19 protein-coding genes are annotated in these 18,360 nt (G+C 52.3%); 12 read left to right on the top strand and 7 right to left on the bottom strand.

All coding sequences use genetic code 11. From position 1 onward, the window contains the following. Positions 1–9 precede the first annotated feature (9 nt). From OOJ59_RS03940 to tusE, 4 genes are all read left to right on the top strand, one after another. On the top strand, positions 10–2,727 hold the full coding sequence (locus OOJ59_RS03940) for a TcfC E-set like domain-containing protein (RefSeq protein ID WP_160955644.1): 2,718 nt from the start codon (positions 10–12) through the stop codon (positions 2,725–2,727). 1 nt (position 2,728) lies between these two features. Then, a complete protein-coding gene (locus OOJ59_RS03935) occupies positions 2,729–3,886 on the top strand; it encodes a CfaE/CblD family pilus tip adhesin (RefSeq protein ID WP_160955643.1) in 1,158 nt (385 codons plus the stop codon). A gap of 10 nt (positions 3,887–3,896) precedes the next feature. Beyond that, positions 3,897–4,448, top strand: coding sequence for a LuxR C-terminal-related transcriptional regulator (locus OOJ59_RS03930; protein ID WP_160955642.1), 552 nt, complete (start codon positions 3,897–3,899; stop codon positions 4,446–4,448). A 69-nt stretch (positions 4,449–4,517) separates the two neighbouring features. After that, complete coding sequence (tusE, locus tag OOJ59_RS03925; protein ID WP_038639458.1) at positions 4,518–4,847, top strand: sulfurtransferase TusE; 330 nt, start codon at positions 4,518–4,520, stop codon at positions 4,845–4,847. On the opposite strand, the gene yccX is transcribed toward tusE, so the two are convergent. The 3 genes from yccX to OOJ59_RS03910 are packed head-to-tail and all read right to left on the bottom strand — an operon-like array spanning position 4,844 to position 6,524. Beyond that, positions 4,844–5,125 carry an acylphosphatase gene (yccX, locus tag OOJ59_RS03920; protein WP_085048613.1) on the bottom strand — a complete coding sequence of 94 codons (282 nt, stop codon included), beginning with the start codon at positions 5,123–5,125 and terminating at the stop codon, positions 4,844–4,846. The genes tusE and yccX overlap by 4 nt on opposite strands. Positions 5,126–5,170: 45 nt before the next feature. Further along, a complete protein-coding gene (locus tag OOJ59_RS03915; protein WP_160955641.1) occupies positions 5,171–5,959 on the bottom strand; it encodes an AraC family transcriptional regulator in 789 nt (262 codons plus the stop codon). A gap of 13 nt (positions 5,960–5,972) precedes the next feature. Further along, positions 5,973–6,524, bottom strand: coding sequence for a YbhB/YbcL family Raf kinase inhibitor-like protein (locus tag OOJ59_RS03910; RefSeq protein ID WP_160955640.1), 552 nt, complete (start codon positions 6,522–6,524; stop codon positions 5,973–5,975). A gap of 214 nt (positions 6,525–6,738) precedes the next feature. On the opposite strand from OOJ59_RS03910, the gene rlmI reads away from it, so the two are divergent. Beyond that, positions 6,739–7,950, top strand: coding sequence for a 23S rRNA (cytosine(1962)-C(5))-methyltransferase RlmI (rlmI, locus tag OOJ59_RS03905; RefSeq protein ID WP_150344872.1), 1,212 nt, complete (start codon positions 6,739–6,741; stop codon positions 7,948–7,950). Between the two features lie 57 nt (positions 7,951–8,007). Beyond that, positions 8,008–8,325: a heat shock protein HspQ gene (gene hspQ, locus OOJ59_RS03900; protein WP_038639447.1), complete on the top strand. Its 318-nt coding sequence runs from the start codon at positions 8,008–8,010 to the stop codon at positions 8,323–8,325. A 103-nt stretch (positions 8,326–8,428) separates the two neighbouring features. Here hspQ and OOJ59_RS03895 read toward each other — a convergent pair whose 3' ends face one another. Further along, positions 8,429–8,842 (bottom strand): CoA-binding protein, encoded by a 414-nt coding sequence (locus tag OOJ59_RS03895; protein ID WP_006685217.1) that lies wholly within the window; start codon positions 8,840–8,842, stop codon positions 8,429–8,431. Between the two features lie 172 nt (positions 8,843–9,014). On the opposite strand from OOJ59_RS03895, the gene csgI reads away from it, so the two are divergent. Together csgI and mgsA are read left to right on the top strand one after the other, a co-directional pair. Continuing rightward, the gene (gene csgI, locus OOJ59_RS03890) at positions 9,015–9,677 is read left to right on the top strand and encodes a curli synthesis inhibitor (protein WP_038639445.1); all 663 of its coding nucleotides are present in this window, start codon (positions 9,015–9,017) and stop codon (positions 9,675–9,677) included. A gap of 93 nt (positions 9,678–9,770) precedes the next feature. Then, positions 9,771–10,229: a methylglyoxal synthase gene (gene mgsA / locus OOJ59_RS03885; protein WP_038639442.1), complete on the top strand. Its 459-nt coding sequence runs from the start codon at positions 9,771–9,773 to the stop codon at positions 10,227–10,229. A gap of 32 nt (positions 10,230–10,261) precedes the next feature. Here the strand turns inward: mgsA and helD are convergent, their stop codons facing one another. Then, a complete protein-coding gene (gene helD / locus OOJ59_RS03880; RefSeq protein WP_150344870.1) occupies positions 10,262–12,316 on the bottom strand; it encodes a DNA helicase IV in 2,055 nt (684 codons plus the stop codon). A gap of 125 nt (positions 12,317–12,441) precedes the next feature. On the opposite strand from helD, the gene OOJ59_RS03875 reads away from it, so the two are divergent. Together OOJ59_RS03875 and yccS are read left to right on the top strand one after the other, a co-directional pair. Then, entirely contained in the window at positions 12,442–12,888 is a 447-nt protein-coding gene (locus OOJ59_RS03875; protein ID WP_038639436.1) for a YccF domain-containing protein, read from the top strand. Positions 12,889–12,906: 18 nt separating this feature from the next. Further along, positions 12,907–15,060: a YccS family putative transporter gene (gene yccS, locus OOJ59_RS03870; RefSeq protein ID WP_160955639.1), complete on the top strand. Its 2,154-nt coding sequence runs from the start codon at positions 12,907–12,909 to the stop codon at positions 15,058–15,060. On the opposite strand, the gene OOJ59_RS03865 is transcribed toward yccS, so the two are convergent. Next, positions 15,038–15,652: a TfoX/Sxy family DNA transformation protein gene (locus OOJ59_RS03865; protein ID WP_042314181.1), complete on the bottom strand. Its 615-nt coding sequence runs from the start codon at positions 15,650–15,652 to the stop codon at positions 15,038–15,040. The two genes, yccS and OOJ59_RS03865, sit on opposite strands and share 23 nt — an antisense overlap. A 216-nt stretch (positions 15,653–15,868) precedes the next feature. Between OOJ59_RS03865 and sulA the strand changes: the two genes are divergently transcribed. Both sulA and ompA read left to right on the top strand, forming a co-directional pair. Then, positions 15,869–16,378 (top strand): SOS-induced cell division inhibitor SulA, encoded by a 510-nt coding sequence (gene sulA, locus OOJ59_RS03860; protein ID WP_038639432.1) that lies wholly within the window; start codon positions 15,869–15,871, stop codon positions 16,376–16,378. Between the two features lie 357 nt (positions 16,379–16,735). Then, on the top strand, positions 16,736–17,794 hold the full coding sequence (gene ompA / locus OOJ59_RS03855) for a porin OmpA (protein ID WP_038639429.1): 1,059 nt from the start codon (positions 16,736–16,738) through the stop codon (positions 17,792–17,794). Positions 17,795–17,892: 98 nt separating this feature from the next. Here the strand turns inward: ompA and matP are convergent, their stop codons facing one another. After that, a complete protein-coding gene (gene matP / locus OOJ59_RS03850) occupies positions 17,893–18,345 on the bottom strand; it encodes a macrodomain Ter protein MatP (RefSeq protein ID WP_160955638.1) in 453 nt (150 codons plus the stop codon). Positions 18,346–18,360 lie beyond the last annotated feature (15 nt).

Raw genomic sequence — 18,360 nt, 5'->3', positions numbered from 1 at the left:
GGCTCGGTCATGGCGTTTCACAGAAATACTCTCCTCTTAGTTGCTTTGTTACCCGCATCCATCCAACTCGCCTGCGCAGAGATGGCCGTCCCGGCAGGTTTTGAAGATCTGGCGAAAACACAGCGCCTGTGGACAGAAGTCAATCTCTATGGCGAGTCGCTTGGCCTTTTTGAAACGGATATCACGCTTGAAACAGTAAGTTTTGTCGCGCCTGAAACCGTGGTCACGGCCATCAAACGGCAGTTTAATGACGATCCTGCCCTCATTGCCACCGTGTCTGCAGCCCTGGCCGTTCCACTGGCCCGTAACGGCAATCTGGCATGCAGCAGCAATGGCTCCGCAACGGGGTGCGATTACCTTGATACCCAGCGCGCGGCCATTATCTATGATGAAAATAACGCCCGTATTAATCTTTTTTTCGACAAGAAATTTCTGCCTAAACAAACCACTGAAAGCCAGTGGTATCAGCCCACGCAGGACACCGAGAATGCGTTAATCCATCAGCAGAATATCAATTTTGTTGCCGACAGGGATTACCAGTCAGCCACCGTTCAGGGCAATGGCGCGCTGGCACTCACCCAGGACGGCTACTTTAACCTCGACTGGACCTGGATGGGGCAACGTTCGAAGCACCAGCAGCAACAGGAGATAACCGTCAACAATGCCTGGTTTCGTCAGGATATCTGGCGCCAATACTATGTTCAGTTGGGCGAGATGGACACTCGCGATCTGTTCAGCAATGCCGGCGGGAATATCAATCTCAGCCAACTGCCGCTGGGTAAAATTCGCGGCTTGCGCACAGGCTCAACAAGGGCATGGATCAATCCGGTTCAGCAGTCAAAGGGTACGCCTATCACCGTATTGCTTTCTCATGATGCGCGTATCGACGCCCGCCGGGGTAATCAACTGCTGGCCAGTTTTTATCTGAATGCCGGGGCGCAAACCCTGGACACCCGTTCGTTCCCGGACGGGAGCTATACCGTGACGTTGTCCGTCTATGAAAATAACCGGCTGACGCGCACCGAGCAGGTACCGTTTACCCGAACCGGCATTACACCTTTCGATCGCGTCGAGTGGTTCCTGCAGGCAGGCGAAACTGACAATAACGATCAAAACGACAAACGCAGCGCGGTCGCGCAAGCGGGCATCCGCCTGCCCGTCACTCCAACGCTGGCGCTGACCAGCGGCGCAACAATAAAAAAAAACCAGCGTTTTCTGGAAAATGCGCTCGACTGGAGCCGTGGTTTCAACACCGGCCCGATCGATGGCGTGCTAAGTACCCGCTTTAGCTACCTATACGGCAGCGAAGGTCAACGCGGCAATATTCAGCAAATCAGCTATAACGACGGTTTTTCACTGAGCTTCTATCGCAACGCGTTATCAGCAGAAAACTGCAATACCCGAAGCGCAGGGTTTGACGCCGTGAATGGCTGTTACCGAAGCCTGTCGGTCATGTTCTCCGTCCCTGTCGGCACCTGGTACGCGAGTCTGGGGTATTCAGATAACCGCAACGAAGGACGTTACGTTGCTCGTCGGGAACTCCCGGACAGCGACGATCGCCACGATGCGGGCTTGCCATGGGAGTCGGTTTATATGACCCGCTCGCGCACGCGGGCCTGGCAGGGCGGCTTAAGTACAGCTTTCAACGCTCGCGGCCTGAACATCAACAGCAGCATTAACCTTTTCATGCGAAACGATGACTCCCGCGCAGGTAGGGATAAAGGCGGCTACCTGAGCGTAAGCCTGTCAATGGCGCATAACCGTCAGGGCGATGCGACGAGTTATACCTCGCTGGGCGCGACGTGGCAGCACCAGCAGCATGAAAAAAACCAGCTGAGCTACAACGTGGCGCACAACTGGTATGCCGATGCACGTGGTGAAAATGAGTATGGACTGAGCGCGTCAGGCATTAACAGCGATTCGCTCAATGCCTCTGCCTATACGCGCCAGGGCGGACGCTATGGCAACGGTAGTCTGACCGTCAGCGACGCCTGGGATCGTCAGGATGGGCGTCATACGTTGAGCAGCAGCGGCAATTACAGTTCAACGCTCGCGCTATCTCGCTCTGGCCTGTGGCTGGGCCGTTGGAGCGACGGACGCCCTGCTTCAGCCATCGCGGTTAACGTTGCCACGCCGGAAGATTCCCAGGATCCGCGCGTCGCTGTGTCGCTGGATAACGGCGGCAGCGCAGATATCCCAGGCAATAGCCGCGCCCTCTTCGCCGTGCCTGGCTATCAGCAGACGACGTTGACGATTAACGAATCGCTGGATGTCTCCCGAGGTGCCAGCAGTGAAATCACACAAGGTTCCGGCAGCAGAACATTGTTTATGGTGCCAGGCAAACTGCTCCGTCGGCACGTGCAAACCACCGCAAGCTATACATGGCTCGGCCAGTTAACCGACGAACAACATTCGCCGTTTATTGGCGGCGTGCCCCTGAACGTAAACGGCTGGAGCGACCTTGGCAACGGCGGGTTTAGCGCCCAAAGCGACGCTCTGTTGCATAACCTCTACCTGGTGCGTCAGCAGCAGTTTTATCAGTGCGCGCTAAACGTGAAGAGTATGCGCGACGTCGTGCGTTATGTCGGGTCGATCCCTTGCCGGGAATTAACCTTCTCTGCCCTGCCGGATACGGTCCAGCAACAGGCGCAGCTAATGCTCGCCGGACGTAGCGTGCCGACCGGCCCGACTGCCATGAACGCAGACAACCTCACTAAAGGGAAATGATGTGAACAAAAGCCTTATTATTTTACTTTTCCTGCTCCTGTGGGCTGGCCAGACGCTGGCGGGCGCCCCGGCCGGAAGAAACTCCAGCGTCGGTATAAGCTACGATCGCATGGCACCACCCGCGCGTTTCGATATCTGGCTTCATGAATCAGGCGGCTATGATGCCGCCGATCCGCAAAAGTGGGGACGCAATACCCTGACCTGCTTATCCCGTACCGATACCACCTATGGCGCCTGTATGACCGCCCCGGTGTGGTTCTCGGCGAACCTGGCCGCGCCTTATGCCATCAATTTACGTTTTACACATGCCCTTACCCGCAAAACGGTAGATATCAAGGTGTATGGCGATCACTACCTGTTTATCAGTAACAAAGTCTTTACCTTTGCCAGTTTTGTCGCGGGGGGGACAACTACTATTGCAGCCTGGAACAGAGAACCCTACTTCGATTTCTATATTGTGAAAAGCGAACTGGATAAGCTCACCCTACCGGGCATCTGGACCGCCACCCTGAAGCAGAACCTGCGTCAATGGGAGAGCGCCGACTGTAGCGGGAACTTCAATGACGTGAATGTCGGATGTCCTGGCTATCTCACCATCGCCAACTGGCAGGCAAATATTCGCATTGAGGTGGTCGATCCGGGTAATCAGCAGATTTATCTGCCCGCATTTCCACACTCAACGCCTATCGTTAACCTCAACCTGACCAACTTCCCGGGGCGGCCCGGCGGCAGCGAGATCCAGGGGGAAAACACGCTGGATATGTGCTTGTACGACGGAAAAAACAGTACCAGCACTCGCACTTATCTGCGGTTTGAGGACAACGAGCTCAACGCTTCAGGCCGTACCGAAGGCGCGTTTTCAATCCGGCGACGTGGCGGAAGTCAGACCGATGCGCGGGATCGTCTCGACTATCAGGTCTTTGTCACCAATCCCATCACTGGCGCAACCGAAACTGTCGCTAACGGTAAAACCGTGGTCTGGCAAGGCACCAACGATCCACAGTATCTGCGTCAGGTCGTGCTGCCCGGCGGGCGCGAGGGCGTACTGTGCGTACCCGCCCCTATTATCCTGAAAACGCCTGCCTTTGCCGCCAGCAGCAAAAATGCCGGGGATTACACCGGTACGCTACGCATTATTTACACGCCCAGTACGTTATAAAGAGGCCGCCGTGAATTACGTCATTCTTGATAATAATCGTTTTTATGCCGAAGGGTTGCGCTATGCCCTTCTGCGTCGTAACGCGCCGACTCAGGTGAAGTGCGGCACGGTAAAGTGGCGTCGTTCGCTGCTGGCCTGCGACACCCTCGTTGTACGTTGCCGCTTTTCCGTCACGAGAACGCATCTGGCACTGGTCGACATTCTGCTGCAACTGGAGGCCAGGTGCTGGGAGGGAACCGTTTATCTGGTGTGCAATGAAAAAGGCTGGGCACTGGCAACGCATTTGCGAAAGCGTTTTACCACGCTGACCTTGTATATCATTGATGACCGACTTGCCGTCGTGGATGCGCCGTATATGTTTGCTAAAGAGCCGCGTCGGGTACGCAGCCTGAACTGTTGTCTGACAGGCATGGAGTTCAATGTTCTCGACAGGCTGGTTAACGGACAATCGGTAAAACATGTTGCACATATGACGCAGATTAGCGAAAAGCAGGTATCGACGTATAAATGTAACGCGCTGAAGAAGCTTAATGCCAACAATCTGCTACAGCTTCTTCTGTAGGGCAAGGTTTCTCACGCCGCCCCTTATTTGCTAGACTAGGGGCGGTTTTTACTTTATCGACAGAGCACTATGTTCATTTTTGCAGGCCAGGAAATTGAGACCGATAGCGAAGGCTATCTGAAAGATACCACGCTGTGGAGCGAGCCGCTGGCGGAGAAAATCGCCGAAAACGAAGGTATCGACCTCTCCCCTGAACACTGGGAAGTGGTGCGTTTCGTACGCGAGTTTTATCTGGAGTTTAATACTTCCCCCGCTATCCGCATGCTGGTAAAAGCGATGGCCAACAAGTTTGGCGAAGAGAAAGGCAACAGCCGTTATCTTTACCGTCTGTTCCCAAAAGGTCCGGCCAAGCAGGCGACTAAAATTGCCGGCCTGCCGAAACCGGTCAAATGTATTTAATAGCGGATACTAAATCCCTTTAGCTCGTCGCCAGGGCGGTGTGGTTCACTGAGAACCCGTTCTACCCTGGCGCTGCTCGGCCCTCCGGCTTTTAACCACTTCATTAGCTGTTCAACCCGTTCGCTTTCGCCGCAGGCGACAACCTCTACGCTGCCATCATCCATATTTTTAGCGTATCCGGTCAATCCCAGTCGTTGCGCTTCATGTTGCGTGGTGTAGCGAAATCCTACCCCCTGAACCCGACCATAGACCCAGGCGATTATGCAGACTTTCGACATTGCGGTTCTCCTAATCAACATAAATGAAGGAACAGTTACAAGGCCTTAGCGCACCTGTTTCGGCAGGCATCCGTAATGCTGGCGGAATCTTGCGGTAAATCGTGAGCCTGACAGATAGCCACAGCGTAACGCAATTTCGCCAATCGGCAGCGTGGTCGATTGTAGTTGAGAGAGCGCGCAGGACATGCGCACCTCTTCGACTATCTGCCGGTAACTCTGCGATTCCATCTGTAATCGTCGGCGTAATGTTGAAGTACCGATGGACAAGTGACCGGCAATCTCCTGAGCTGTCCATAGCTTAGCAGGGGATAACATAATAAGTTGTCGCACCTGTTCAGTCAGATTAAACCGTCGCTCGATAAGCAGAGGCCCCGCCACACCATCATGCAGTAGCGCCAGCAATAATCCCATCGCCTGATGCTCCTGCAATTTTGCAGGTAAGTCCTGGCGTACAGCGTCCAGCAGGCTTTCCCACATAAATGCCAGTCCGTTACTCATGGGCGTGCATAGCGACGTCAATTTTGCCGGAGGGAAATCCTTGACCCAGTTATTTTTAAACGTGCTAATGATGCTCGCCGACAGCAACAGCAAATCCGAACGAAATACTCCCTGCTCCGGCTGATTAATAATCTCCAGAGGCGTATTCGCCGGGATGATAATCAGCTCACCCGGCCCTGCAACCAGACGATTGTCATCCTGAATAATGACCTTACTTCCCTGCGTAATATGGCAAATAGCAGCAGAAAACAGTTTAACCTGGTGCAGGCGGTGCAGATGGCCGGAACGCACCTCGGCGGTGGTAAGGTTGTTATGGCGAAAATGGACATCCTGCACCAGTTTATCCTCTTTATTTTCTTGCGTAAGTGGCGGTTAATTCCGCTTTGGCGATCACGTGGCTGTTCAGCATAAAACCGACCAGCGCACCGCTGGCGTTACTGTCAATTGGCAACGCGTCGGTATTTAACGCCCACACGGTAAACTGATAGCGATGAGGTTTATCGCCCGGTGGTGGACAGGCGCCGCCGAATCCAGCATAACCGAAATCATTGCGTCCCTGAACTGCTCCAGCGGGTAACTTATCCATGCTGGCTCCGCCAGGAAGCGTGTGGACCTGAGCCGGAATATTTACGATGGTCCAGTGCCACCAGCCGCTTCCCGTTGGCGCATCAGGATCAAACAGCGTAATGGCAAAGCTTTTGGCATCAACTGGCGGATTTTGCCAGCTCAGCTGCGGGGAAATATTGTCGCCACTGCAGCCAAACCCCTTAAACACTTGTTTTTGCGTTAATTGCAGGTTAGCGGGTATATCGGCGCTGGTGAGGCGAAATGTCGAGGCGGCAGAGGCATCAAAACTCAACGCGACAATAGCGGCGGTAGCCAGAGAGTAGACAGCTTTCATTACATTTCCTTTTTCTGATTAAGAAATAGCAATGTAAACGGTGGGTATAAAAGAAACTGTGCCTCTGTGATAGCGTTTTGTGCCGAAACGCCCAGCGCCATACGCTGATGATTGACCTCATCATCTGTGCTACTCTACGCGCCATTTTATTTTAATGGTTTCAGGTTGGTACTTTACTCCAGCCCGCGTCACTGTTTGTGAGAGGTTGCTCCGCATGACTGAATCTACAATTCCACATTATCCTCGTTTAGTGTTAGCCAAAGGGCGCGATAAATCATTACTTCGCCGCCATCCGTGGGTATTTTCCGGTGCTGTCGCACGTATGGAAGGTAAAGCCAACCTCGGTGAAACCATCGATATTGTTGACCATCAGGGTAAATGGCTAGCACGCGGCGCGTACTCACCTGCGTCGCAGATCCGTGCCCGCGTCTGGACATTCGACAAGTCTGAATCCATCGATATTGATTTCTTCACCCGTCGTCTGCAACAGGCGCAAACATGGCGCGACTGGCTGGCGAAAAAAGACGGGCTGAACAGCTATCGTCTGATCGCAGGAGAGTCCGATGGTCTGCCGGGCATCACCATTGACCGCTTTGCCAACTTTCTGGTATTGCAACTGCTCAGCGCCGGTGCTGAATTTCAACGCGCCGCGCTGATTAGCGCCCTGCAAATTGTGTTCCCGGACTGCGCTATTTATGACCGTAGCGACGTGGCCGTGCGTAAAAAAGAAGGTATGGAGCTGACCCAAGGGCCAGTAACGGGCGAATTGCCGCCAGCCCTGCTGCCTATCGAAGAGCACGGGATGAAGCTGCTGGTTGATATTCAGCACGGTCACAAAACCGGTTATTACCTTGATCAACGCGACAGCCGTCTGGCCACGCGCCGTTATGTAGAAAATCAACGGGTTCTGAACTGTTTCTCTTATACCGGCGGCTTTGCGGTCTCGGCATTAATGGGCGGATGCCGTCAGGTGGTCAGCGTCGATACCTCTCAGGAAGCGCTTGATATTGCCCGCCAGAACGTAGAACTGAACAAGCTGGATCTGAGCAAAGCCGAATTTGTGCGTGATGACGTATTCAAACTGCTGCGCGCTTATCGCGATCGCGGTGAGAAATTTGATGTCATTGTGATGGATCCGCCGAAGTTCGTCGAAAACAAAAGCCAGTTAATGGGCGCCTGTCGCGGCTATAAGGACATCAATATGCTGGCTATTCAGTTGCTCAACCCCGGCGGCGTATTGCTGACATTCTCCTGCTCCGGACTGATGACCACCGATTTATTTCAGAAAATCATCGCTGATGCCGCAATAGATGCTGGTCGTGATGTACAATTTATAGAGCAGTTCCGTCAGGCCGCCGATCACCCGGTGATCGCTACCTACCCGGAAGGGCTGTATCTGAAAGGGTTTGCCTGTCGCATCATGTAACTTGAAAAGTGGAATATTACCCTTACATAGAGGGTATCTATTTCCCGGGAGGTGACTATGATTGCCAGCAAATTCGGTATCGGCCAGCAGGTCCGCCATTCCCTGTTAGGTTACCTCGGAGTGGTCGTGGATATCGACCCGGAATATTCGCTTGATGAACCGTCAGCCGATGAGCTGGCGGTTAACGACGAACTTCGCGCCGCTCCCTGGTATCACGTGGTGATGGAAGACGATAATGGTCTGCCGGTGCATACGTATCTGGCCGAAGCACAGCTGAGTGGCGAGCTACAGGAAGAACATCCGGAGCAACCGTCGATGGATGAACTGGCGCGAACAATCCGTAAACAGCTTCAGGCTCCGCGTCTGCGTAATTGATGCGAACACAAGCCCGATGGCAATTCGCTTATCGGGTTTATGTTGCTCATCCGGCCAGCAACACGGGCCGGATGAGCAACGTGCCTAAGGCAACAACACAACCTTACTTCGCCAGTCCCAGCCGCGGGATCTCAATCGCCGGACAGCGATCCATGACCACCGCCAGCCCCGCGTCACGTGCCAGTACGGCTGCCTGCTCGTTAATTACGCCAAGCTGCATCCATAAGGTCTTCGCACCGATGGCGATAGCCTCCTGAGCAACGCCCCACGCCGCTTCAGAATTACGAAAGACATCCACCATATCCACTTTCTCCGGCACATCCGCCAGCGTCGCGTACCCCTGCTGCCCCAACAGCGTTTTCCCGGCAACTTTTGGCGAAACGGGGATAACGTGATAGCCCTGATCGAGTAAATACTTCATTACCCGATAGCTTGGACGATCGGGCTTATCGCTTGCACCAACCAGTGCAATCGTTCGGGTAGATGTCAAAATGCCAGCAATATCGGTCTCTTTCATCGTCTTCCTCCAGGCTGTTTAACAAAGTGTACGACAAACCTGGCCTTGCAACCATTCATCCCATACTGGCGCATGAGAGCTAAACTCAAAAATATGTCTATATGTTAGTAAACGTGACCAGTGAAAAAATTAGATACATCTGATGCAGATATTTTCTGGACAGGAGAAACCTATGAAAGCCGGCATTATGACAGCCTTGATTGCTCTGTGTTTGCCGGTAACTGTTTTTGCCACCTCTTTGCGTCTGTCGAGTGAAATTGATCTTCTGGTGCTGGATGGAAAAAAAGTCTCCAGCTCATTACTGCGTGGCGCCGACAGTATTGAGCTGGAAAATGGTCGGCACCAGCTTGTATTTCGCGTAGAAAAAACCCTTCGCCTGTCCAGCCACGAAGAACGTCTGTATATTTCCCCTCCGCTGGTTATCAGCTTTGATACCCAGCTCGTCAGCCAGGTTAATTTTCACCTTCCGCGTCTGAACAATGAGCGGGACGCATCACATTTCGATGATGCACCGCGTGTGGAACTGCTGGATGGGGACGCCATGCCCATCCCCGTTAAGCTGGATATTCTGTCAATCACCTCCACGGCGAAAATCGTGGATTATGAAATGGAAACTGAGCGCTATAACAAAGCGGCTAAACATGCGTCATTGCCACAATTCGCCACCATGATGGCCGACGACAGCTCGCTGCTTTCTGGGGTATCTGAACTGGATCGGGTGCCGCCTCAGTCGCAAACGCTGACCGAGCAACGATTAAAATTTTGGTTTGAGCAGGCCGACGCCCAAACGCGAAGTAACTTTCTGCAATGGGCCCAGAAACAGCCTTCTTCATGACATTTATGTTCACAGACGCATTTTTTTTGTCTTTCTCTTGCAGCGTCAAGTGCTTCCAGTACTCTGTAACAAGGTTAACTTGGGAGCTGTACTATGGAATTAACGACTCGCACATTGCCAGCGCGTAAGCATATTGCGCTGGTGGCACACGATCACTGTAAAAATATGTTGATGAGCTGGGTGGAACGCCACCAGCCGTTACTGGAAAAACACGTTCTGTATGCCACGGGAACAACAGGAAACTTAATTCAACGCGCGACAGGAATGGACGTCAACGCAATGCTGAGCGGTCCAATGGGGGGTGATCAGCAGGTGGGCGCGCTGATTTCAGAAGGGAAAATAGATGTGCTGATCTTCTTCTGGGATCCGCTCAACGCCGTTCCCCACGATCCTGATGTCAAAGCCCTGCTGCGCCTTGCCACAGTCTGGAACATTCCGGTCGCCACCAACGTGTCGACGGCAGATTTTATTATCCAGTCGCCAAACTTCAACGATGAGACGGACATACTGATCCCGGATTACGCCCGTTATCTGGCAGAACGCCTCAAATAATGCCCAGGCAGGCGGCAACTACCGCCTGCGTTTCAGGGTTTCCTCGTCACCGAGACATCCAGTCGCTTAAGCTCATCAACAAAACACGATGGTGTTTCTTTATTGAACAGCAACCACACCCGGTGACGTGCGCGCGTTAGTGCCACATACAGCAACCTTCGCTCTTCGGCATCCGGAAAATCTTCAACCGCCGGGAGCAGCGCCTCTTCCATAATCGACTCGCGGGCTGGCGCAGGAAAGCCATCATTACCCTCATGAAGACCGACGACAATAACGTAGTCCGCTTGCTGTCCTTTACTGGCATGGATAGTCATAAAATCCAGCTGTAGCTTAGGCCAGCGGGTAGCCGCTTTCTCCAGACTGGCCGGTTTCAGATGATGGTATCGCGCCAGGACCAGAATTCTCTCTTCTGTTTTCACAAAACCCGACAGTTTATCCAGCAACAGATCCAACTGGTTTTCATCAAGCAAGGTGACGGCTTTTTTATCCCCTGTCATCAGGCTGTTGAGCGGTTTCGTAAGCTGATGGGGATTCTGCTGAATAAACTGATTTGCGACTTCACCAATACGGCTATTGAAACGGTAAGTCGTATCCAGATTACAGCGATCGCCCTCGCCAAAGTTTTGCTGGAATGCCGTGGTCAGCGAAAGTTGCGCCCCGCTAAACCGGTAAATGGCCTGCCAGTCATCGCCTACGGCAAACAGCGTAGTCTGCGAGTTTTGCTTGCGTAGCGCGGCCAACAAGGCGGCACGCTGAGGAGAAATATCCTGAAATTCATCGACCAGAATATGCTTCCAGGGACTGATAAACCGCCCTTTTTCCAGAATAACAATGGCCTGATGGATTAACCCGGAAAAATCGACGGCATTCTCGTCCTTCAGGGCGCTCTTCCAGGCTTTGAGCAGGGGCGCCATGAGCTTTATGCGTTTACTGAACAGGTCGCGGATCTCCTCCGGAGCATTGGCAATCATCTCCGCCTGCGCTCCGCCATGCATACGCATCAGGCTAACCCAGCGATCGAGCCGGGAGGCCAAACGCCGCTGTAACTTTTCGTCGTCCCAGAAGTTACCTTCGGGTACGGGCCACTGCATCTCTTCTTCTAACCATTGTCGCCAACCTTTGGCCTGCGCTTTTTTCTCGCTGCACTGCTGACGCCAGGTAGTAATGAAGAGTTTGCTGCGCGCAACGGCGTCATTTTCCAGCTTGCTAACTGTCGGGACTTTTTTGCTGCCCTGCGAAATGATATGCAGCGCCAGTGAATGAAACGTCCGCGCGGTGACCTCATCCGTATGCAGACGTTCACGGATGCGGTCATCCATCTCCTGAGCCGCTTTACGACCGAACGCCAGCAACAGAATTTGTTCTGCCGCCGCCTCGCCTCGCGCCAACAGCCAGCCCGCACGGGCAACCAGAACCGATGTTTTGCCGCTTCCCGCCCCGGCAAGTACCAATAAGGCTTGCTCACCATTCACCACCGCGCGCGCCTGGGCAGGGTTCAGCGGCGAAGATTCAATGTGCTGGAAAAACTCGGCATGCTCTGCCAGCATTGCATCGGTATAGGCCTGATTGTGCTGTAAACGACAGGCCTCAATATCCTGCAACCATGCCTGGCATTGGCGTAACGCTTCACGACAATTTTCAAATTCTTCCAGCCGCTTCAGCGGTAGCGGCAACGCCGCAAAGGCACGGAGGATCTGCTGTTGCAATCCTGAGGTTTGGCTACGTGTCAGCCATTTATTTTCACTTGTCCGGGCCGCAATCGCATCCAGTTGTTGCTGTAACACTCCAGCAGCCACCTCACTCATTTCCTGGCTCCACTGCTGCCAGAGCGTATTTAAATGGTGATGGAAGCGTTGGGTTTCCGCCCATTCTGTGCCGTGAAGCCGTACCACCTTATCATCCGGAAGCACGAACTCCAGCTCTCCCCACACCAGGCCGCGTTTGCAATGAATAGCCAATAACTGGTTGAAGGGAATAAGATACTCGTGACGATCGCCGGAAACTTTAATCCCGGCATTGAGAATAACGGCCCGATCGTAAGGGTGTTGCGCCAGACGTTTTCCAAGAGAAGTTGCTTTCAGTTCCATAAGACTCAAGCGGATCCACACGAAGAGGTTTGCATATCAGTGTAACCGCCAGAGAAAACGTGCTCCAGCCCAAAAAAACGTTACAATTGCCGAATTCACAGAAAACCAGAGTTAATCGAGGGTTTATGCGTACTGTTCTGAATATTTTAAATTTTGTGCTAGGTGGGTTCGCCACCACCTTAGCCTGGTTATTGGCTACGCTGGTCAGTATTGTGCTTATTTTTACTTTACCCTTGACCCGGTCATGCTGGGAAATAACCCGACTCTCGCTATTTCCCTATGGCAACGAAGCGATTCATGTCGATGAACTTAATCCGGCAGGGAAAAATGTGCTTCTTAATACCGGTGGCACATTGCTCAATATTTTCTGGCTGATTTTCTTCGGTTGGTGGCTGTGCCTGATGCACATTGTCTCCGGCATTGCCCAGTGCATTTCGATTATTGGTATTCCGGTGGGCATTGCGAACTTTAAAATTGCCGCTATTGCGCTCTGGCCGGTGGGGCGTCGGGTGGTTTCAGTCGAAGTTGCCCGCGCTGCGCGTGAAGCCAATGCGCGCCGTCGCTTTGAATAATCAGGACTGATGGCCTTTATGTTAAGTCCGCTGCTTAAACGCTATACCTGGAACAGCACCTGGCTGTACTACGTCAGAATTTTTATCGCGCTTTGTGGCACAACAGCGCTACCCTGGTGGCTGGGCGATGTTAAGCTGACCATCCCGCTCACGCTGGGTATGGTCGCTGCCGCGCTGACCGATCTGGACGATCGCCTCGCTGGCCGACTGCGCAATTTGATCATTACGTTGATCTGCTTTTTTATTGCCTCGGCTTCCGTAGAACTGCTCTTCCCATGGCCATGGCTGTTTGCCATTGGGTTAACGCTTTCCACCAGCGGCTTCATTCTGCTGGGGGGCTTGGGCCAGCGCTATGCAACCATCGCCTTTGGGGCGTTGTTGATTGCCATTTATACCATGCTGGGAACGTCGCTTTACGATCAGTGGTATCAGCAGCCGATCCTGTTGCTCGCTGGCGCTATCTGGTACAACCTTCTGACGCTGACCGGACATCTTCTGTTCCCCATCCGCCCACTGCAGGACAATCTGGCGCGTAGCTACGAACAGTTAGCGCACTACCTGGAGCTGAAATCACGCCTTTTTGATCCCGACATTGAAGATGAAAGCCAGGCGCCGTTGTATGATTTGGCCCTCGCTAATGGGCAATTGATGGCGACGCTAAACCAGACAAAGGTATCGTTACTGACTCGCCTGCGCGGCGACCGCGGTCAGCGCGGAACGCGTCGCACGCTACATTACTATTTTGTAGCGCAGGATATTCACGAACGCGCCAGCTCCTCCCATATTCAGTATCAAACGCTACGCGACCATTTCCGTCACAGCGACGTGATGTTTCGCTTCCAGCGCTTGATGTCGATGCAGGGGCAAGCCTGCACCCAGTTGTCCCGCTGTATTTTATTACGCACGCCTTACCAGCACGATCCGCACTTTGAGCGCGTCTTCACGCATATAGATGCCGCCCTGGAGCGTATGCGTGCGAGCGGTGCGCCTGCAGACCTGCTCAACACGCTGGGATTTTTACTCTCAAACCTGCGAGCTATCGACGCCCAACTGGCCACCATCGAGTCAGAACAGGCTCAGGTACTCTCGCGTAATGAGTCTGAAAATCAGCTTGCCGATGACAGTCCCCATGGGTTCAGCGATATCTGGTTACGTCTGAGCCGTAATTTTACGCCTGAGTCAGCCCTGTTTCGCCATGCAGTACGCATGTCGCTGGTGCTTTGTGTCGGCTATGCCATCATCCAGATTACCGGGATGAACCACGGATACTGGATCCTGCTGACCAGTCTGTTTGTCTGTCAGCCAAACTACAACGCCACCCGACATCGCCTGGCGCTAAGGATTATCGGTACATTGGTAGGAATCGCCATTGGTTTACCTATCCTGTGGTTCGTTCCCTCTCTGGAAGGTCAGTTAATACTTTTGGTGATCACTGGCGTACTGTTTTTTGCCTTTCGCAACGTCCAGTATGCGCACGCCACGATGTTTATCACGCTGCTGGTACTGCTGTGCTTTAATCTGCTCGGTGAAGGTTTCGAAGTTGCGCTGCCGCGCGTTATCGATACGCTGATAGGGTGTGCCATCGCATGGGCTGCCGTGAGTTTCATCTGGCCTGACTGGCGTTTTCGTAACCTGCCGCGTGTCATTGAGCGGGCCACTGACGCAAACTGTCGTTACCTCGATGCTATTCTCGAACAATATCATCAGGGTCGTGATAATCGTATGGCATACCGTATCGCCCGTCGTGACGCGCACAATCGTGATGCAGAGCTTGCCTCCGTGGTGTCGAACATGTCGAGTGAACCGGATGTCACGGCCCAAACGCGAGAAACAGCATTTCGCTTGCTGTGCCTCAATCATACGTTTACCAGTTACATTTCCGCCCTTGGCGCACACCGCGAACAGTTAACCAACCCGGAAGTTCTGGCATTACTGGATGATGCCGTCTGCTATGTTGATGACGCGCTTCACTATCAACCCGCAGACGAACAGCGCGTCTACCAGGCGCTGGAGGGGCTGAAGCATCGAATTCAGCATCTTGAGCCACGTCCGGATAGTAAAGAACCGCTTGTTATACAGCAGGTTGGGCTATTGATCGCCCTGCTACCGGAAATCCGGCGATTACAACAGCAAATTGCCGTGCTGCCTTCTAATACCCCGGCTTCGGCGTAAGGGAACTGACCCACTCCACCAGCTCCTGGCGACGGACCGCCGGGAGCGCAGCTTCATGCACGCCACCGACCGCGCCTTCAAGGGCATAAAGTATTTTTACCGTCAGGGCTGGATTATTTTGCCGCAGTTTCAGCCAGCACATTTGGGCGCCCAACGTTCGCAATGTTCCCTCATCTTTAATTCCTGCTTCATTTAGCAGGGTCTCCAGATGAAACGTCATATTTGGTAGTTCCCGCAGACGATGTTGAGCAAAGCGACTCTGTTTTTCCTTAACAGCAGCATCCAATGAGTACCGCGATAACGACACCAACTGCTGCTGGTTTTGCCACAGCGCATCATTCACCTGATAGTAGTTGAGTACCACCGGACGCCCGCGCTTTATAAATGTCAGCCAGACAGGCGAATTTTTTGCACAGTACTGTACGCTCTGTTCGCAGGCCCGAAGATATAACTCACCGCTGGCGACCATAGCAAAGACCGTATCCCCAACCGTCAAACTGTAGCTGCCAAATAATGAGCGATAGTGAATTGTTCCCAGAGACGCCAGATATTCTTGTGATTTATAGATCTTTGCATAAGAAAGTTCTTTCATAAAAATCCTTTTAAATCATAACGTAAGCAAATGATTTTCAATAACAGATCCGTTAATGACGAAAATAGGCAACTTATTCGCACGGGGCAAGATGAATTTTATTTTTCCCCTAACTACGACTAAAAATTGCGAACCTGTTTCCGAAAATAAGGTTGATCTTTGTTGATAGCAGGGTTACTGTATATCCATACAGTAACTCACAGGGCTGGATTGATTATGTACACTTCAGGCTATGCAAATCGTTCTTCGTCGTTCTCTTCCACATCAAGCAACATTGCGCGCGTTTCATCAGAGAACGCAACCGCTGGGCTTATCAGTGAAGTGGTCTATCGCGAGGACCAGCCCATGATGACGCAACTACTGCTGCTTCCCCTGCTGCAGCAGTTAGGGCAGCAATCACGCTGGCAGCTGTGGCTGACGCCTCAGCAAAAATTAAGTCGGGAGTGGGTACAGTCGGCCGGGCTTCCATTGACAAAAGTGATGCAGATTCGCCAACTCTCCCCCTGCAATACGCTGGAATCGATGATCCGTGCGCTGCGCACAGGTAATTACAGCGTCGTTATCGGCTGGCTGGGAGAAGAGTTAACGGAAGACGAACACGCTGAACTGGTTAAAGCGGCTGAAGAAGGAAATGCTATGGGATTTATCATGCGTCCTGTTCGCGCACAGTCACTTGCGGGGAGACAGCATTCCGGGCTAAAAATTCACTCGAATTTGTATCATTGAGTAAAATTAGGATTTATCCTGGAATTTTTTTTCATGCTTCAATTTGCCTTTGAGCTTTAACGCGTTTTTCGTGCGAACGCCTGTCTCAAGCGGTTTTCAGGAAATCTCCAGTGCATTTAGACATCAATAAATGTTAAATATTATGTATACAAGCCTTTTTTTTTCATATGCCTGACGGACTTCACACTTGTAAGTTTTCAACTACGTTGTAGACTTTACATCGCCAGGGGTGCTCGGCGTAAGCCGCAGATATCGGTAGAGTAACTATTGAACTGGTCCCCGGGTGAAGGATTTAACCGTGTTATCTCTCTTCGGAGATATTCATGGCGAATTTTGGATGATAACGAGGCGCAAAAAATGAAAAAGACAGCTATCGCAATTGCAGTGGCACTGGCTGGTTTCGCTACCGTGGCGCAGGCCGCTCCGAAAGATAACACCTGGTACGCTGGTGCTAAACTGGGCTGGTCTCAGTACCATGATATTGGCAACAACCAGATCAACAACGCCGGCCCTACCCACGAAAGCCAACTGGGTGCTGGTGCGTTCGGTGGTTATCAGGTTAACCCGTACGTTGGTTTCGAAATGGGTTATGACTGGTTAGGCCGTATGCCGTACAAAGGCTACACTGACCAGACTCACAACAACGGCGCTTTCAAAGCTCAGGGCGTTCAGCTGACCGCTAAACTGGGTTACCCAATCACTGACGATCTGGACGTTTATACCCGTCTGGGTGGTATGGTTTGGCGTGCAGACGCTAAAAACAACACCGGCTTCAAAGACCACGACACTGGTGTATCCCCAGTATTCGCTGGTGGCGTAGAGTATGCAATTACTCCTGAAATCGCTACCCGTCTGGAATACCAGTGGACCAACAACATCGGTGACGCGAACACCGTTGGCGGTCGTCCGGATAACGGTCTGTTAAGCGTTGGTGTTTCTTACCGTTTCGGCCAGCAGGAAGAAGCAGCTCCAGTAGTTGTTGCTCCAGCTCCGGCTCCAGAAGTACAGACCAAGCACTTCACTCTGAAGTCTGACGTTCTGTTCAACTTCAACAAAGCAACTCTGAAACCAGAAGGCCAGCAGGCTCTGGACCAGATGTACAGCCAGCTGAGCAACCTGGATCCGAAAGACGGTTCCGTAGTGGTTCTGGGCTTTACTGACCGCATCGGTTCTGACGCTTACAACCAGGGTCTGTCCGAGAAACGTGCTCAGTCCGTTGTTGATTACCTGATCTCTAAAGGTATTCCTTCTGACAAAATCTCTGCACGTGGCATGGGCGAATCTAACCCGGTTACTGGCAACACCTGTGACAACGTGAAAGCTCGCGCTGCACTGATCGACTGCCTGGCTCCGGATCGTCGTGTTGAGATCGAAGTTAAAGGTATCAAAGACGTTGTAACTCAGCCTCAGGCTTAAGTTATCGTCTTATAAAAAAACCCCGCATCGCGGGGTTTTTTTTCATCTGTGTTTTAATCAAAGCACACTACTACGTCACCCATTAAACCACCCTGCCACTACTCTTTTCCCAGCAGTGCCTGTAAATCCTGTTTTAATGTCGACATTTTATTTGCGTACTTCTCTTTATGCTCCGCATCTTCAATCAGTTGCACAATGGTTTCAGAAAGCGTTTTACCGCGCCGCTGGGCAAGGCCTGCTAAGCGTTGCCAAACCATGAATTCCAGATCGATAGATTTCTTTCGTGTATGCTGATGCTCAGCATTAAAATGCCGCTTGCGCCTCGCCCGTATGGTCTGTTTCATACGATTGAGTAGCGCAGGGTTCATGTGTTCTTCAATCCAGGTATTGACCCGAACCGGTTCATTTTCGAGGGTTAGCAATAAATCAACGGCTTCTTCGGCAGCGCTGGCCTCTACGTAACGGGTTATTAATTCCCCCTCACGATGCTTCTTCACCAGGTACTTCCACTTCCAGCCGCTTTCAAGATTTTCAAGTTGTTGATATTTCATTGCGATCTCAATGTT

The organism is Citrobacter sp. W9 (assembly GCF_026719375.1).
Taxonomy (GTDB): domain Bacteria; phylum Pseudomonadota; class Gammaproteobacteria; order Enterobacterales; family Enterobacteriaceae; genus Citrobacter; species Citrobacter werkmanii.
Note: the sequence above shows the minus strand (reverse complement) of the source record. Positions and strands in the feature narration are given on the sequence as shown.

Excerpts from the sequence above, each read along its gene's own strand:
- OOJ59_RS03895 (WP_006685217.1), bottom strand. The coding sequence starts at position 8,842 with ATGAAAGAGACCGATATTGCTGGCATTTTGACATCTACCCGAACGATT.
- hspQ (WP_038639447.1), top strand. The coding sequence starts at position 8,008 with ATGATTGCCAGCAAATTCGGTATCGGCCAGCAGGTCCGCCATTCCCTG.
- helD (WP_150344870.1), bottom strand. The coding sequence starts at position 12,316 with ATGGAACTGAAAGCAACTTCTCTTGGAAAACGTCTGGCGCAACACCCT.
- tusE (WP_038639458.1), top strand. The coding sequence starts at position 4,518 with ATGTTCATTTTTGCAGGCCAGGAAATTGAGACCGATAGCGAAGGCTAT.
- yccS (WP_160955639.1), top strand. The coding sequence starts at position 12,907 with ATGTTAAGTCCGCTGCTTAAACGCTATACCTGGAACAGCACCTGGCTG.
- OOJ59_RS03910 (WP_160955640.1), bottom strand. The coding sequence starts at position 6,524 with ATGAAAGCTGTCTACTCTCTGGCTACCGCCGCTATTGTCGCGTTGAGT.
- OOJ59_RS03940 (WP_160955644.1), top strand. The coding sequence starts at position 10 with ATGGCGTTTCACAGAAATACTCTCCTCTTAGTTGCTTTGTTACCCGCA.
- csgI (WP_038639445.1), top strand. The coding sequence starts at position 9,015 with ATGAAAGCCGGCATTATGACAGCCTTGATTGCTCTGTGTTTGCCGGTA.
- OOJ59_RS03865 (WP_042314181.1), bottom strand. The coding sequence starts at position 15,652 with ATGAAAGAACTTTCTTATGCAAAGATCTATAAATCACAAGAATATCTG.
- ompA (WP_038639429.1), top strand. The coding sequence starts at position 16,736 with ATGAAAAAGACAGCTATCGCAATTGCAGTGGCACTGGCTGGTTTCGCT.
- yccX (WP_085048613.1), bottom strand. The coding sequence starts at position 5,125 with ATGTCGAAAGTCTGCATAATCGCCTGGGTCTATGGTCGGGTTCAGGGG.
- mgsA (WP_038639442.1), top strand. The coding sequence starts at position 9,771 with ATGGAATTAACGACTCGCACATTGCCAGCGCGTAAGCATATTGCGCTG.
- matP (WP_160955638.1), bottom strand. The coding sequence starts at position 18,345 with ATGAAATATCAACAACTTGAAAATCTTGAAAGCGGCTGGAAGTGGAAG.
- sulA (WP_038639432.1), top strand. The coding sequence starts at position 15,869 with ATGTACACTTCAGGCTATGCAAATCGTTCTTCGTCGTTCTCTTCCACA.
- OOJ59_RS03875 (WP_038639436.1), top strand. The coding sequence starts at position 12,442 with ATGCGTACTGTTCTGAATATTTTAAATTTTGTGCTAGGTGGGTTCGCC.
- rlmI (WP_150344872.1), top strand. The coding sequence starts at position 6,739 with ATGACTGAATCTACAATTCCACATTATCCTCGTTTAGTGTTAGCCAAA.